The following is a 16,105-nucleotide window of genomic DNA, read 5'->3' as shown; positions in this document are numbered from 1 at the left end:
TTCCAGGGGAGGGAATATATGAGGACCTTTATTTACATGGTCAGGCACGGGGAATCACCGAAAACGGAAGGAGACGAGAGAACACGAGGTCTGACTGATAAGGGGAGGTCAGATGCCCATCTGATTACTCAATTATTAAAAGACGAGGGGATAGATGCGTTCATATCTAGTCCGTATAAAAGGGCAATGGCCACAATAGAAGAATTAGCGCAGTTGGTAGATAAAGAGATCAGCGTTTTTGAAGAGCTTAAAGAACTCGTTTTTATAGGAAACGATCAAATCATGGCCGATAACGAATTGTACCCACTAGTAAAGAAGATGTTTTCTGAACCAGACTTTTCCTTACCTGGGGGAGAATCTGTTCGGATTTGTCAGAATCGAGCGGTAAGAGCGTTGAGGAAGATAGTAGACCAATATAGAGGGCAGAAAGTTGTCATAGGAACGCATGGCGCCGTTATGACACTGATGATGGGGTACTTTGACAGTCAGTACGACTTGGAGTTTTTACTTACGACGTCCAAGCCCGATATATACAGAATGGAATTTCAGGATGAGGTACTTGTCGAAACGAAACGATTATGGAGGGACTGACTTCTTAATTTTGTTTGTGAGATTCTTGTGAGAATCATTTGATACGCTAGGAGCCGACTACGAGTACATGACTAGGAGGCGTGAAAATGACTAGCGAAAAAGACAAAAATTCGAAGAGAAAGGAAGAACATCTCCATTTTCGAAAAGTAATGGCTACATTGCTTTGTTTCATTCTCCTGACGATGGGGATCGAGAACCCTGTTGCTGCTTTTCGAGTAGGGAATTTGGCTTCTGGGAAAACAGTGACATCCGGCGGGCACTATCAAAACTATTCACCAGACAAAGCTGTAGATGGTCAGGTGGGGATTGAAAGCAGTTGGATAAGTGATACGGGTCGTACGGGATGGATCCAGGTAGATTTAGGGGAAGAAACCGAGTTTAATTTATGGGAAGTAAATGCAGCCATTAATCGTAACAAAGATTATTCCTTGCAAACAAGTAGTGACGGAATTATTTTTTCTGATATTCCAGATGCGAATGCGAAAGTAACAGGAAATGATTCATTCGATACATATCTATTGTTGGTTGCTCCTGTGAAGAGTCGTTATGTCAGAGTCAATTTTACAGATACGAATGATGGTCACAATCCAAACATTATGGAATTTGGCTTATACCACATGAAAAAGCCTGAACCTCCCGAAAATGTGAAGGCAGTGCTGGATAAAGATCGTGCAATCATAAGATTCAGTCAACCAAATTCATATGGAAAACCAATCACGAAATACACGGTTACCTCCCATCCTGGAAACCTGACGGCGACTGGAACGGACAGCCCGATTACAGTAACAGGGTTGAGCTATGATACGGAGTACACATTTACCGTAACGGCTACAAGTGAAATAGGGGAATCAGTTCCCTCTGCACCCTCCAATGCCATTACTCCTGTCGAAGCTGCTCCATCCAAACCAGTCCTGACACTTAGCCATAACAACTGGACCAATCAGGATGTCAAAGTAACAATGGCGGGCGAACCAGGAAATACGATTCAGTACAAGCTGAACAACGGCTCCTGGCAAACATACACGGATAAAATTACAGTGTCGACCGAAGGAATCACAGAGGTTGTCGCTGTTGCGGTCAATGGTTCGCAAAAGAAGAGTGATGAGGAAAAAGTAGAGGTACGTATCGACAAGACCGCGCCGGTAATCACGTTAAATGGCGATGCGACGATGACCTTGTACAAAGGCACTCCATTCACAGATCCTGGAGTAACCATCACGGACCGTGAAAGCGGCTTGAAGGCTGAGGTCCAAGGCTACATCCTTCCTATTCAAACAGGGAGGTATACGCTGAAGTATCACGCGAAAGATTCGGCTGGAAACATAGCTGACGTTGTCACACGCATCGTGAACGTCGTGAATAAGCCGACTCCACCACCGCAGCCTACTTACTATCCGATTTCCGAAGTAACACTGGAGGAAGAGGCATTCACCATGACGCTTGGGGACGAGCCCGTGAAGCTGGAGGCAACCATCAAGCCAACGTACGCTTCCTACAAAGCCGTAGAATGGACCAGCAGCAACCCTGAGGTAGCAGAGGTAGACAAGGAAGGTAACGTAACCGCGAAGAGCGCAGGGAAGACAACAATTACCGTAAGAACGCTCGACGGGAACAAGACCGCAAGTTCAGAAGTTACCGTGAAGCGAAAAGTAACCTTTACCCTGGAAGCATCCCCAGAGGAGCTGACACTAAAACCAAAACAATCGAAGAACCTCAAGGTGTATGTACGAGACGGCAAAAAACGCAAGGATATTACGAATGACAAAGAAACGACGTACAGCATCGACAATGATCTGATCTCTTTGAAAAAAGGACGCATTATTGCTGGAGAAACAGAAGGCGAATCCGTCATTACCGTCCAGTATCAAGGAGAGGAGCTCATCATTCCGGTAAGCGTATCTGGATTGACTCTCCAATCGATTCAACTGTCGGAGCCGACGCTTATACTAGAACCAGAACAGGATAAGCAGTTGACCTTAACCGCTTCCTTCAGTGACAAGAGCAGCAAGGACGTCACAGAAAAAGCCACTTGGACTTCGAGCGATCCAGATGTACTGGAAGTGCTCAAAAACGGTGAGATCAAAGCAGTAAAAAGCGGAAAAGCTTATGTGACTGTCAAGTACGACAACCAGTACACGCGAGCAAGAGTTTTGGTGGTTGATGATAAAGCGCCGAAAAAGTTAAAGCTGAATCGGTCCACACTACGTCTGTCTCCAGAAGAGACCTTTACCCTCCTAGTTCATGCCGAGTATGAAAGAGGTTATACAGAATTGGTCTCCGATGAAGTAGAATGGGTATCGGAAAATCCTGAGGTAGCAACTGTAGACGGTGGTGAAGTGACAGTAGTCTCCACTGGTAGCACGACACTGACAGGAAGCTACGGCGGAAAAGAAGTAACGGTTCGGGTAACGGTAAAATAAAACGAAGAAAAGCCACCTGATCATGGTGGCTTTTCGCTTTGACTATGAGTCTACGAATCTTAGCTTATCAGGGTTTCTGACAAAGTAGAGATTGTGAATGGCTCCGTGTTCGATATGCAAAAACACCAAGGTGTCGATTTTACCGTCCTGCCTAATTACAACCCCGGTCTGGTTGTTAAGAGGTGCGAGCTCTACAGAGAAATCTGCACGCTTCGAGAAGCTGCGCATCAAGCCGAGCAAGAAGGAAGCCACGCGTTCGCCGGATAAGATCGGATGCAGGGCTGCGGTGACCTTGCCGCCGCCGTCGGAGAGCAGTACCGCATCTGTGGCAAGCAGCGTGAGCAATGTCTCGACATTTCCGTGCTCCAACGCAGACAGAAAACGGCCAATCCATTCTTCCCCGATCTCTTTTTCAGGGGTGTGATGAGGTTCCTCTGGGGCGATCCCCATTTTCTTTTTAGCCCGACTAACGATCTTGCGGCAATTCGCTTCGGTTTTTCCAACCAGTTCGGCAATCTCGTCATATTGGAAGTCAAAGGCTTCTCGCAGAACAAACACCGCTCTTTCTGCGGGAGACAGCCGCTCCAACAGGACGAGCATTGCATAGGATAGCAAGTCTTTTGTAATGACAGTATCATAGCTGTCAGAATTAGGGGTAGAGATGGGCTCTGGCAGCCACGGTCCTGTATACAGTTCCCGTTTTTTGCGGGCTGATTTTAACAAATCGAGGCAGCGGTTAGTGGTCATTTTGCACAGGTATGCCTTCGGTTCGGACATGTGCGCAAGCGGGACATCGTGGGCCTTCACGAATACGTCCTGCACGACATCCTCTGCATCCGTGGCCGAGCCGAGCATCTGATAGGCGAGCCGGAACATGAGCCCTTTATATTGTTCGTACAGAGCTTCCATGGCTGAGTCACTTCCTCTGGCATCGTATCCGTTCTTTTTTTTCCTCATTTTATCATGCTGGCAATATTCCAGGTGAACTGGCGAAGCTTCCACCCCAATTTCCCTGTCAAAATGATATCGAGTCCCCATTTTCTCGTCCAAACCATTCCGCGTTCTGGGCCAAGTCCAATGCAGTAAAAGTCCATGTAGCTTATGTGTGCGGGGGCAGGAGTACCGTCCAAATCTGCCAACACAATTTTGCCCAGACGCACCGCCTGACCGCTGGCTTCCTTGCATGTCATCGTATCCGCTTGCCCGCTGGCTGGATCTACGATGCGTGCACAATCGCCAATGCTGTACACCCCCGGTGTTCCCGCTACGCGATAAGACTCATCGACGACCACCTGTCCGCGAGTGGTCAGTGGCAAGCCCATGCTGCGCAATACGGGATTGGGCAGGAGTCCGAGCGACCAGACGCACAGCCCGACAGCAAGCGTGCGACCACTGGCTAGCGTCAGCATTCCGTCCCGCTCATGAAGTACCTTTTGACCATGGAGAATGGTAACGCCGCTATCTGTGAGTGCACTCTCCAGCTTGCGCCCCATTTTGGCAGGGCCTTCTACAAACAAGCGATTTTGTGCGTTGATGAGATAGACGCTGACTTCTTTGGGATGGATGCCGAGGCTCTTCGCTTCCTCGCTCATAGCAAAAGCCAGCTCCGCAGAGGTCTCCATCCCGCTGATGCCCGCTCCCGCAACGGCGATCGTCAATAATCGCTCGCGTTCGGATGGCTGTTTCTCATGGACGGCTTGGCGCATGTTGGCAAGCCACTTATCTCGAACCGCTTCGGCTGCCTCGACGCCCGTCAAAGCTATGCCGCCTTGTTCTGGCTCCGGTTGGCGAATGACGCTTCCTACTGCCAAGACGAGAATGTCGTAGGGTAACGCATGTTCTTGGCCGTTTTTGTTCCGAAATAAGAGGGTTTTCTCCTTCCCTTTGATGGATGTGACTGTACCTTGCATGAATTCGACGCCCTCTGGAAACAGACTTTTTAGCGGAATGGAGATGTCTGTTTTGGCAACAGCTGGTTTGAACAACAGGACTTTGCGAAGGTGATGAGGCTCTCTATCGATTAAGATGAAGCGGATCGGGCGTCCTTTGCATGTCTCGCGAATGGCTTTTAGTGCGTTGATACCTGCGTACCCGCCTCCGACAATCACACATGTTAGTTCTTTCATGCCAATCAGCTCCTCGTTTGGTTTGACCATATAACGAGAGAGGGAGCGAATGTGTGACACACCCCAAGAGGGAAATGTCGAAAAAAATCGAATAGGGAGTAGATGGAAGGATAGACACATCAGAGTTCGTAGGAGGATTCCAAGCATGTCATACAACATCTACACGTTCGCACAAAGATCGGATTTAAACGATCAAGCTGATGCACTAATCGAGGCAAGCTGGTCTGCCTTCATGCTGAATGACGAAGTGGCTAACGAATATTACGGTCATCTGTATGACTGGTTCTCTTCTTATCAATTCATGCTGAACGACGAGGCTGACAAGGTGATGGCTGTAGGAAATGCGATTCCATTTTATTGGGATGGCACTGCGGAAGGGCTGCCAAAAGGCTGGGATGATGTCTTTCTGCAAGGGATTGAAGACTATCGCCAAGAAAAGCAGCCAAACGCGTTATCAGCACTCTCTATCTCAATCGATCCCCACTATCGTGGACTCGGTCTCAGCAAGCAGATGGTTACGGCGATGAAGGATATCGCCAAGGAAAATGGCTTGGCATACTTGGTGGCACCTGTACGTCCATCTCTCAAGCACAAGTACCCGCTCACGCCAATGGACAAATATGTTCAGTGGAAAACGACAGATGACGCTCCGTTTGATCCATGGGTGCGCACGCATTGGAAACTGGGAGCTGCGATCATGCAGGTTGCGCCGGAATCCATGCTGATCAGAGGAAGCTTGACGGATTGGGAGGGCTGGACAGGGATGAAATTCCCGGAGTCCGGATCGTACATTATTCCAGACGCACTAGCTCCGGTACAGGTTGTCGTGGAAAAGGATGAAGTGATATATATCGAGCCGAATATTTGGATGCAGCATTTTCTGTAGAACGAGGTTTGGTTTTTGGAAAAGGACGAACAAACAGCGAAGTAGCCGTTGTGGAACTCACAGCGGTTTCTTTTTGCATTTTCTGTCACCTTTTTGCCGTGAGATGGATCATACCTACTAGAAAGCAATCAACGGATGAGGTGAACGGGTTGAACGAAGCAGAAACAATGCCAGCGAGTCTGGAGGTTACAAGGGAAGCCAGACTGAAATGGCTGATACAGCAATACGGGGAGAAGATTTTTCATCTGGTGAGTCTCACGGTAAAGAATCATGCCTTAGCGGACGATATTACCCAAAATGTGTTTATCAAAGCGTATCGGCATCTCGATCAGTTCCGCGGGGACGGACAGATCAAGCATTGGCTCTACAAGATCGCGATGAATGAAAGCAAAAAGCATTTTCGGTCGTGGTCGTTTCGCAACATTTTTCCGACGATGGATGATCATTTGGGCGACCTGATGGATCGGCAGGCAAACAATCAGGTAGAGGAAGAGATTTTGAACCGGGTGAAGCGGGAAGAGGTCGTCACGTACATTCAATCCCTCGCACCGAAGTACAGGCAGGTTATCCTCCTGCACTATTATGAAGACCTGTCGATTGCGGAAGTGTCGGATATTCTGTCGGTTTCGCAAGAGGTCGTCCGTACACGTTTGCATCGAGCCAGGAAGCAATTAAAGGAGACCATGTCGAAGGAGGTAAAAGGATGAGCGACGATCGCATGTGGAGGGAATGGAGTCAATCAGCAAAGCAATCCGTTCGTGAAAAATATCCGTTTCATTTGGGAAAATTCGAGCAGGAAGTACTCACAAAAATTCAGCGTGAGAAGCGTCGCCGTCGCTGGCAGGTAACCTCTTGGGTAGCTGGAGTAGCTGGAGTAGCTGTTGCTGCTACTTTTTTCTTCCAGATTGTTCAGCCCTTTGAGGGAAGCTCGTGGGGACTGACGGGGGCAGAGCGAGGCCAGGAAGTATTTGAATGGATCACACCAGATGAAGGTTTCATGCATGCTTTGAAGAACGGCTATCCGATTCTGCCTGAGGTGAAATTGGAGAAGGACGGTTTTGTTTATCAGATCAGGGATGCCATGGTCGATCACAGACGGATTACGTTTACGCTGTTAATCTCCGGTGAAAAAATGGAGGAGATCGCGCGGATTCCGGATGAATCGAAAAGAAGCGAGATGCTCTATGGGAGTCTTCGTGTAGATTTGGGGGAGCTGAAAGAAATAGGGCATGCTCCGAAAGATTTTCAATTAATCGATGGTGTGCATTATCTTATCATCAAACCGAATTACCGAATTGACGAGAAAAAAATGCGGGAGTTCATGAATCAGACGAAGCCTGTTCTGCCTGTGCAAATTGTAGATATGCGCAAGAAAGAAGCTGATGAAGTGGTAGCCGAGGTGTTGCTGCCCCTGCCAAGGTCCGTCACTGTAGCAGAAAAAGTAATCCAACCGGATGCAGAAGTAGGTGCTGTGCTAGAAACAGACAGCCTGTTGACGAGGCTGAAAGTAAATCAGATCATAGCTTCTCCGACTGTGATGGAAGCGGAGCTGGAAGCTGCTTTGCAGGATGGATTCGAGTTGTATCGCTTGGAGAATGTGAAGCTGGTAGATGGGACTGGAAAGGAATATCCGGTATTGGATGACCGAATCAATGAGAATCTGGAACGGGTTCGAGGTGGCGATGCTACCCAGGTTCAGGGCAGCGACAAGTATACCATGCATTTTTTCCCCTCTCTCTTCTTTGAAGAGGTACCGGAAAAACTCGAGCTTCGATTCGACGAGGTATCTGCGAATAGGTCCATTAGAGAAAACATCGTGCTGGATCGGAATGCCAAATATCCGCAAAGCATCCCGTTTGGTAAAAAGAATAAGCTGAACATAGAAAAGGTGTATTACGACAAAGGCAAGCTTTTCATCGTCATCCCGAACGAAGGACCAGAGGAGATTACTCTGCGTGTAGAAGGTCAGTATTGCAAGGATTTTATTATCGCAGAGAATCTAGAGACCGTTTCGCTTACTTACGAGGTACCGAAACAGGATACGTATCAGCTGGAGATGAGCGGTTTGGAGTTTGAGAGATTCCCTCTGGATGGCGTGATACCTATTACCAAATAACTTTACTGACATAACGAAAAGACCACATATCAATGCTTGTGGTCTTTTTTTGCATTCATTATGATTGCTAGTTTCTCTCCACCGGGCTTGTCAGGCATGTAGGTCCACCTGTTCCCTTGTAGGAAATCTCCTCACCCTCATACTCGTACACAGTTGCACCTGCATCGAGAAGGCGTTGCTTGGTAATCGGGTTGCCTGCCACGACCATGCACACACGCGGTGCGAGTGCCAGCACGTTGCTGCCGAGATTTTCGTACTCATCATCCGGTACTTCAATTAACTGAATGCCTCTGTCGATGAGCAGCTGGCGGAAAAATACTGGCATCAGCTTGGAGTAAACAACTGCCAAATCATGATCGACCATACTGATGACTGACATCAGATGCAGACATTCCGCAGGACCGCGATCATAAGGAAGCTGTACCACGATGATTTCATCGGTAAAATCCTTAACCATTTCCGTAATTTGCACGATAGCCGTTTCATTCGTGCGGAAGCCAAGGCCGATGGCGAGCGTTTTGTCATCCAGCCAGACGAGATCTCCGCCATCTGACAAGGCATCTCCAGTGAGCTGCCCCAGGATCGGGATATTGTTTTCTTCTAAAAACGCTTTGTATACTTCAGCCTCTCCCTGACGGAGCTCTTTGCCAGATTTGAGAATGATCGCCCCTTTGGAAGTGAATTTCACCGGGTCGTGGGCGTAAATGGAATCCAGTCCGGTCTTATCGGATTGTGGCAAATGCAGGACGTTTTCCACATGATCGCGCAAAATCGATTCGAATTTGGCGTATTCATGCAGAGCGCGATCCCAGTCAGGGCGGTCTGTATAGTTGAAGGTTTTCCATGATTGATCGAGATGTTCTTGGCTAATAAATGCTTGGTGGGGATGCTTGATGATGACGGTTTTCATCTTTTTGACCATGGATTGGCTGCCTTGGAACATAGTTGCCTCCCTTTTTCCACATTGCAGAATATTGTTCATATTTCGAAATGTTCTTCATTAGTTTACACATTCTGATTTCTGACTGTCAATCTATGATTCCATCTGGAGTTTTTTTGCGATTCACAAAATTAGAGCAAATGGTTTAACATAGTTTCATATGAGAAGATAGAGAGAAAAGGGGGCATGACCGTGATTCAATCGTTTGATCGAGCGATGGCGATTGCAACGGCACTTTCGTCGGATGAGCATAGAAAATGGTGGACGATCAATGATTTAGCGAAGGAATGCCAGCTCCCGGTCAGCACCATTTATCGACTGTTGTACACGTTGATGAAGCATGGGCTGGTCGAGCAGGATGCTGCGACCAAGCAATATACGTTGGGCATTAAATGGATGGAGTTTGGCTTGCGCGTACTTGACCGGATTGATTATCGCAAAGTAATCAAGCCGATGATCGAGGAACTCGCCAGAGAAGTGAACGAAAGTGTTTACTTCAGTCAGCCTAGCGGACTCGAATCGATTGTCGTTGAGCGCGTAGACAGTCAGCACAATATCCGCATCTACGACCAGTTGGGCTTGCGAATTCCGATGCATATCGGTGCAGCCAATAAAGTGGTGCTGGCACATATGCCTCTGGAAGAAGCCAGGCAAACGGTAGTCCAGCTCGTGGGTGAGGAGCAGATGCCTGCTTTTATGGAGAAGCTCCAGGAGATCAGAGCAGCTGGTCATGCGGTCAGCTTTGCGGAACGGACGGAAAATACCGCGTCCGTCGCAGCACCAGTGATTGACTACAACCAGAAGGTAATCGGGGCATTGAGCATTGGATTTGTCACGTATGATTTGAAGGAGGAACGGCTCCAGTATTTGATTGAACGGGTGAAGGATGTTGCTCACAAAACCTCGCAACGGCTAGGCGGCCTGTCAAAGGCTTGACTGGCCTTTTTTATGCTGTTTTTTTACCTTGTAGATTTTACAAGAAATTGATCGGGAAGCTGAGAATGAAAATACTAACTACGCCACAGGCCTCGCCAATGGATAAGTACGAAAATCTCGATTCTAGATATTTTTTATATTTTTACCTTTATTAAAAAAGTTCATTTGTTCCCTATAAAAATTTTGGTTCACTTGTAACATTTCCCTTTTGCTTCCGACTATTGGGCTAAGAACGTAAAAAAGAGGAAGCCAGGAGGAAATTCAAAATGAAACCATACGCAACCAAAAAGCTGATGATCACAGTAGGAGCTGCTGCTTTGCTCTTCTCAAGCCCATTGTGGGTTACGCAACCACAAGTAACCGTACAAGCCGCGGCAGCCACATCGACACAAGCCCAATTGAGCCAGGCAGTTCAGAAAACGATAGACAAGCTGAACAAACACTACCCGGAATTGAAAAATGCGGAGAAAGCCATTTCGCGAAACAATCAGATGCGAGATGTCATCCACATCCAATTCCGCATCTTCAGTAACAAGGAGCGGACGAAGGTATCCCTGTATGCGGATGCCAGAATCGATGTAAACAGCGGTGCACTACTGTCCTTCTCTGCCCGGGATATTCCCGGAAAGAAACCAACTGCACGGCCTACGGAAGCGATGGGAAAAGAAAAAGCGCAGAGTATCCTGAAGGATTTCATCGGTGACGCCATCAAGCAATACCGGATAGAAGAGGTAACAGTGAATGGTGAGGGCACAGAGGCCGTAGCAAACGTACGATTCGTCCGTGTCGTGAATCAGATTCCGGTAAAAGAGGATGGGTACGTAGTGGCCATCAATGGCGCAGGAAAGATGGACTATATAAACGCAGGCGACGCTACAGGATTACAGATGGATACAAGCAAATTCGCCGCTCCGTCGGGGGTTAAGCAGCCAGACGAAATCAGCAAGCATTTAGAAGACATGATGCACCTCAGCTACGAGCAAAAAGCAAAAGACATAAGCGCTGGCTTCCGCCCTGTCTACAGCCCAGTTTTCACGGGATATTTGGATGCACGATCAGGAGCCGAGATAGAGTCCGGATGGACCACGAAAAACAAGTATGGCAAACCAATCACGGTAACAGCTGGGAACCAGCGGGTATTCGCCAAGACAAATGAGGAGATAGCTACAGCGCTCTCCACGTTTACACCTGTGCCAGAAGGAACTGTGTTTAAAATGACCAAAGGTGGTCTGGCCCTTGAAGGGGAAAAAGAGTATGATGCCAAGGTTGGAAACAAAAGGTTCTTGGTGACGACAACGAATGATCAAATTACGTATTTCCACGTAATGGAAAGCCTACCAAGAGAGAAGCGGCTTACGGAGGCTGCTGCCGAGGAAAAAGCAATGGCGTTTCTGCAACCGTATTTAGACGCAGAAGTGAAGGAGCTAATACCACAAATGATTAACAAAGAAGAAGGCATGCAATCTTTTCTGTTTTTCCCTGTATACCAAGGGATAATGGTAGAGGGTCAGGTCTATTCCGTAAAAGTTGACATGCATACGGGTGACATTGTATCTGCTCGTTTTCCGGTAGCTAACGCTAATTTATCCTATGATGATGCCTCCAATGTCGTAGGGCCCGAGCAAGCGGTACAAGCATTGCTGAAAGCCAATCCGCTTACACTGAGCTACGTATTTCCTTCCCCTAACGGACGTTACCAGGCAACACCTGTCCTTGTCTATGAACAGAAAGAGAGAGGCGGAAAGGTTGACGCGGTAACGGGTCAATCTATCAAGTAGCGAGCAGGGAGAGGAAATCCAGTGCAGGACACAATCGATTACGAAGCGCGGATCAAAGCGATCTATCGCGAGCATTACCGCGATGTCTATCAATATCTCTACTACTTCACGGGGAAGCGCGAGCATGCGGAGGATTTGACGCAGGAAGTATTTATCCGGGTCTTGGACGCTTTGGCCAGATATGAAGAGCGTTCCAGTGTGAAGACATGGATTTTGCATATTGCCAAGCATGTCGCCATTGATGATTACCGGAAGAGGCGGGTGCAATCGCTCTTTGGCATGGAATTGTTAAAAGGGTTACCTTCTCTGCTGGGAAGGCCGGAAGCGGAGCTGGCTTCCAAGGAAGAACAGCTGGAAATCGAACAGGCTATGCAGCGAATGAAGCCACATCATCGGAATGTACTGATTTTGCGTGGCATCAAGGCCTACAGTATTCGGGAAACGGCAGAAATCCTCGGTACAAGCGAAGCCAAGGTTCGCGTAGATTTTCACAGGGCCACAAAAGAACTCAAAAAAGTTTTGCATGTCGACTGGATAGGAGGGTTGGCCAATGAATACTCCAAATGACGAGCAATTCTTCGCGGCTCTTCCTCGGTCAAAGGATGCGGAGCCAAGGAGCGAATTCGTCGAAGCGCTGGAAGCAAAGCTGGTGCAACGCGCGCGCACCAAAATGAATCGCCCGAAAAGAATCGTCCTTAAGCTGGCGACATGGACGGTTTCCGCTGCAACGGTGGCAGCAGTATGGATGATGGGTGTAACTCCGGAGTTGTTCACACAATCTCGTTTTGAATCGCAAGCGCAATTGGTTCCCCGCTCCTTCTTATCGACAGAAATAAAAGAAGGCGAGTTAAGCCAAGCGGCGATCAGAACGCTGGAAAAGCTCTACGAGAAATATCCTCCATTTCGGGAAGCGGAAAAATCGGTCTATGTAACGAAAGCCCCCCGAGAGGTATACAACATTGATTTTCGCACGTTCAGCAATAAGGAACGAACAGAAGTGTCGCTATATGCGAGAGCGAAACTAGACGCCAAAAGCGGGGCCTTGCTTGGATTCGATGCAGAGAAAATTCCAGGGCAAGAGAAAATCGAGGGAGCGCCTTCCAAGGAGAGAACAGAGCAACAGGCGAAGGCATTCATGGAATCGTTTCTGGGTAAAAATGTGGAGCAGTATCGGTTCGAACAATTAGATACGCAAGAGGGAGCAGATGCCGTTTCGCACGACGCCGTCCAATTGCAACGCTACGTAAATGATGTGCAGGTAGAAGGAGACTCCTATGTGATCGGCATGAACGATGTGGGGCAGATTGGCTACATCAATTCAGGCGATACAACGGGAATGAATCTGAACATCGGGCAGTTTCAAGCTATAGATGAGTTACCTTCGCCGAAAAAAGCCGAGAGTGGGCTTGCAGAAGTCATGCAGTTGACGTATCAGAGAGTTGGAAAGAAGGATGTGGACTACGTCCTTCGCTACGAAGAAAACTTCTCCGGGTATCTTGACGCGCAGACAGGCAAGGAAGTGAAAACCACCTTGTGGGGTGGAGAGTCCTTTAGCGACAGTATCGCCGTCATGCCAGGGGGCAAGAAGGCAATGGCTACGTCGGCAAAAGAGGCTGCGGCTGCCATGGAGTTTTTCGGTCAGAAGGTAGAGGGCTATCCGTTTACGGGGAGCAATGTGCCCGCTTATATGATGGGAGACAACGAACGGGAATACGTTGCCAAAAAAGGTCAACGAATCATGCAGCTGACTACCGTTGATAGTCGGGCGACAGCGTTCAAGATTTCTTATCCTGAGCTGAGAGAAGGTGAAACGACACTCACCGTCGCAGAATTGCAGGAGCGTGCGATCTTGTTTTTGGAGCCGTATTTGGATTCGCGGGTGAAGTCTGTTCGGATGCAGGAGCAAATTTACGTGATGGGCAGACAGGTTGAACTGAACTTTGTCCGGGAAGTAAACGGCGTATTGGTGCGGGATCAGTATTATAAGGTCACGCTCGACGGGCAGACAGGAGAAATTATCGGGGCAAGGTTGACATTCCCGCATGAGCACGAGACCTTCCCAGATGCGTCCAAGGTGATTTCAGCGGAGGAGGCGGCGCAGGTTTATCTCCAACATAAACCGCTCAGTCCCCGCTATCTATTCCCGCTTGAAAACAATAAGATCCAAGAGCAACCGATCCTGGTGTATTCAGCAGAGGTACTGAAAAGCAATGGGGAAATCGATGCCATAAGCGGAAAATGGCTGCCATTCTAGTAGAGGGACACCAGGGGGAGACTCCTGGTGTTTTGCTTTGGAAAAACGAAAACAGGCACAGTCCCACTGCAAAACCTGCATGCAGTTACTGTGCCTTATACGGGAGCATAATGGTGAATTTGGTCCCTACTCGTGGTTTGCTTGATACATTGACCGTTCCGCCAATCGCATGAATGACATGATAGGAATACGTTAATCCAAGACCAGTCCCACTCGATTTTGTAGAAAAGTAAATCGTTCCGAGGCGGCTAATCTGTCCTGCATCCATACCGATGCCATTATCCTTGATGACCAGCAATGCTTTGTTTCGTTCTATGAGCAAGTCCAGGGTGACTTTTCCGTCCGAAATATCCGAACACGCCTCAATGGCATTTTTGATGAAATTCACCAATACTTGCTTGAACTCGTCTGGATTGGCCTTGATCGTCACAGGTCTCTCAAAGTCTTGCAGCGTAAGCTCCACGTTATGCATATTGGCAAAGGGGAGCATGACTTCACGGATGGCATGCAGATGCTGGCTAACATTAATGAGCTCATGCCGTTCCTTGAGCGGCTTGGAAATCGCAAGGTATTCGGTCAAAATGGCTTCTGTCCGTTGAATTTCGTCAAGACTGATGCGAATGTATTGATCGACTTTTACCAAATTCTCGGGACATTCCTGTATTAATTTCAAGAAGCCTTTGACTGCCGTCAGCGGATTGCGAACCTCATGTGCGAGTGATGCAGCAACATGGCTCATCGTCTGGATTTTTTCATTTTGCGCGTGGCGGATAAACAGCTCCTTATCCGAAACGCATTTGCTGAAAAGCGACATCAATAACCAGAGGCCGAAAAAGTTTTGTATAGGAATCACCATGGTGTAGTAAACGAGGTGTTGAGTTACATACGTGGGAAAAAAGTAATACGTAGTCCCTAGAGCAACTGTAGAAAAAATCGTACTCGTCATAAAAAGATACAGTGTTTTCCGATAACTGGCTTTGTAGTGCCGATAAATAAAGAGTGACAAGAGAAAATTGACTGCCAGGATCAGCATGCCAACCCATGTTCCTTCACCACCTAGGTAGTAACGATAAAGAAAGGCTTCAATCAGAAGAAGCAAGGCAATCTCGACTCCGCCATAAACAAGTCCGAAAAGAATGATGACATGGCGGATATCAAAAAACATGCCATTCGTGACACTCGGGGCAAAGGTCATCGCGAGAAACATGCAGGCTGAGCTGGTGATGACAATAAAGGAACGGCTGTAGTTCCTCATTTTGTCACGGTAATAAATGTTGAAAAACACAAACGGGATAATGGCGAAAAACCATTGAAGAATAACTTCTTTTAATAGACTCATGTAGCATCCCCATCGCAAATATTTGCTAGGCTTGTATCAATCTACGATAATTCGACAAGACACAACAAAATCCCTCTTGAACTTGCCGAGAAACTGGAATATTTATCAAGAAAATTCTTTCGCTAAACCTAGTTGACAGATAGGTAATTGCCAGATTATATTCTGTATATACTTATACAAACGTTTCGAAAATAAAAACTACTCTTATCAAGAGAAGGCTGAGGGAATGGCCCTATGAAGCCCGGCAACCTAGCACGAGAGATTGAGTTCTTTCGAGCCAAGGTGCTAACTCCAACAGGTAGAATACCTGACAGATAAGAGGCGAGAATCTTGTCGATTTTTGTCCTCTTTCTCTGTGAAAGAGGATTTTTTGCGTAGCTGTCGTGGGGAAGAAGCGTATTTCCAGTCTACGCTTCGGCCTCCGCCCTGCAAAGGAGATTGACTGTCCGCTTCGGAATAAATGGCGGGAGCGCTTCAAACGTAGACAGTTTCGGAGAAGTATCTCATAAGTGAAGCTTAAATTCCCCGCCATTCATTCCTACGCTAAGTAGGGCTCCAGAGGCGCTTGGACTGGAAATACGCTTCTTCTACGAGGCTTTTGTTTCCTTTTTGAAAGTGAAATCAAAAGAAGCTTCGGTGAATCACTAACAAAACGTTGTAAATGCTCCTTACTACACACTAGCTTTTCGTTAGCCCTGGCACATGTCTGGAAGGAGACC

At 47.7% G+C, this 16,105-nt stretch carries 13 protein-coding genes and 1 riboswitch; of the genes, 9 read left to right on the top strand and 4 right to left on the bottom strand.

Translation table 11 applies throughout. From position 1 onward, the window contains the following. The first annotated feature begins 18 nt into the window (after window positions 1–18). Window positions 19–591, top strand: coding sequence for a histidine phosphatase family protein (locus tag C7R93_RS25715; RefSeq protein WP_106841458.1), 573 nt, complete (start codon window positions 19–21; stop codon window positions 589–591). Window positions 592–677: 86 nt separating this feature from the next. Next, a complete protein-coding gene (locus C7R93_RS25710) occupies window positions 678–3,011 on the top strand; it encodes an Ig-like domain-containing protein (RefSeq protein ID WP_106841457.1) in 2,334 nt (777 codons plus the stop codon). A gap of 42 nt (window positions 3,012–3,053) precedes the next feature. Here the strand turns inward: C7R93_RS25710 and C7R93_RS25705 are convergent, their stop codons facing one another. Then, complete coding sequence (locus C7R93_RS25705; RefSeq protein WP_106841456.1) at window positions 3,054–3,920, bottom strand: RNA polymerase sigma-70 factor; 867 nt, start codon at window positions 3,918–3,920, stop codon at window positions 3,054–3,056. A 44-nt stretch (window positions 3,921–3,964) separates the two neighbouring features. Continuing rightward, window positions 3,965–5,137 (bottom strand): NAD(P)/FAD-dependent oxidoreductase, encoded by a 1,173-nt coding sequence (locus tag C7R93_RS25700; RefSeq protein ID WP_106841455.1) that lies wholly within the window; start codon window positions 5,135–5,137, stop codon window positions 3,965–3,967. Between the two features lie 145 nt (window positions 5,138–5,282). Here C7R93_RS25700 and C7R93_RS25695 point away from each other — a divergent pair, with 145 nt between their 5' ends. The 3 genes from C7R93_RS25695 (at window position 5,283) to C7R93_RS25685 (ending at window position 8,139) form a co-directional block, all read left to right on the top strand. After that, window positions 5,283–6,023: a GNAT family N-acetyltransferase gene (locus C7R93_RS25695; protein ID WP_106841454.1), complete on the top strand. Its 741-nt coding sequence runs from the start codon at window positions 5,283–5,285 to the stop codon at window positions 6,021–6,023. A 140-nt stretch (window positions 6,024–6,163) separates the two neighbouring features. Then, window positions 6,164–6,730 carry a sigma-70 family RNA polymerase sigma factor gene (locus C7R93_RS25690; protein ID WP_425266743.1) on the top strand — a complete coding sequence of 189 codons (567 nt, stop codon included), beginning with the start codon at window positions 6,164–6,166 and terminating at the stop codon, window positions 6,728–6,730. Further along, complete coding sequence (locus C7R93_RS25685; RefSeq protein WP_106841453.1) at window positions 6,727–8,139, top strand: hypothetical protein; 1,413 nt, start codon at window positions 6,727–6,729, stop codon at window positions 8,137–8,139. The genes C7R93_RS25690 and C7R93_RS25685 overlap by 4 nt, the downstream gene beginning before the upstream one ends. A gap of 67 nt (window positions 8,140–8,206) precedes the next feature. Here the strand turns inward: C7R93_RS25685 and C7R93_RS25680 are convergent, their stop codons facing one another. Next, the gene (locus tag C7R93_RS25680; protein ID WP_106841452.1) at window positions 8,207–9,082 is read right to left on the bottom strand and encodes a dimethylarginine dimethylaminohydrolase family protein; all 876 of its coding nucleotides are present in this window, start codon (window positions 9,080–9,082) and stop codon (window positions 8,207–8,209) included. A gap of 189 nt (window positions 9,083–9,271) precedes the next feature. Here C7R93_RS25680 and C7R93_RS25675 point away from each other — a divergent pair, with 189 nt between their 5' ends. The 4 genes from C7R93_RS25675 to C7R93_RS25660 all read left to right on the top strand — a co-directional run bounded on the left by C7R93_RS25675 (window position 9,272) and on the right by C7R93_RS25660 (window position 14,047). Continuing rightward, a complete protein-coding gene (locus C7R93_RS25675; RefSeq protein ID WP_106841451.1) occupies window positions 9,272–10,015 on the top strand; it encodes an IclR family transcriptional regulator in 744 nt (247 codons plus the stop codon). 266 nt (window positions 10,016–10,281) lie between these two features. Further along, window positions 10,282–11,793 (top strand): YcdB/YcdC domain-containing protein, encoded by a 1,512-nt coding sequence (locus C7R93_RS25670; RefSeq protein WP_106841450.1) that lies wholly within the window; start codon window positions 10,282–10,284, stop codon window positions 11,791–11,793. A 21-nt stretch (window positions 11,794–11,814) separates the two neighbouring features. Continuing rightward, entirely contained in the window at window positions 11,815–12,360 is a 546-nt protein-coding gene (locus C7R93_RS25665) for an RNA polymerase sigma factor (protein ID WP_106841449.1), read from the top strand. After that, window positions 12,344–14,047, top strand: coding sequence for a hypothetical protein (locus C7R93_RS25660; RefSeq protein ID WP_106841448.1), 1,704 nt, complete (start codon window positions 12,344–12,346; stop codon window positions 14,045–14,047). Before C7R93_RS25665 ends, C7R93_RS25660 begins: the two co-directional genes overlap by 17 nt. Window positions 14,048–14,132: 85 nt before the next feature. On the opposite strand, the gene C7R93_RS25655 is transcribed toward C7R93_RS25660, so the two are convergent. Continuing rightward, window positions 14,133–15,386, bottom strand: a complete 1,254-nt coding sequence (locus C7R93_RS25655; protein WP_167402505.1) for an ATP-binding protein — start codon at window positions 15,384–15,386, stop codon at window positions 14,133–14,135. Window positions 15,387–15,587: 201 nt separating this feature from the next. Next, window positions 15,588–15,707: riboswitch (SAM riboswitch) on the top strand. The last annotated feature ends 398 nt before the right edge of the window (window positions 15,708–16,105 follow it).

Source organism: Brevibacillus fortis, assembly GCF_003013395.1.
Classification (GTDB): Bacteria; Bacillota; Bacilli; order Brevibacillales; family Brevibacillaceae; genus Brevibacillus; species Brevibacillus fortis.
The sequence above is the reverse complement of the archived record's forward strand: the minus strand, read 5'-3'. Positions and strand labels throughout refer to the sequence as shown.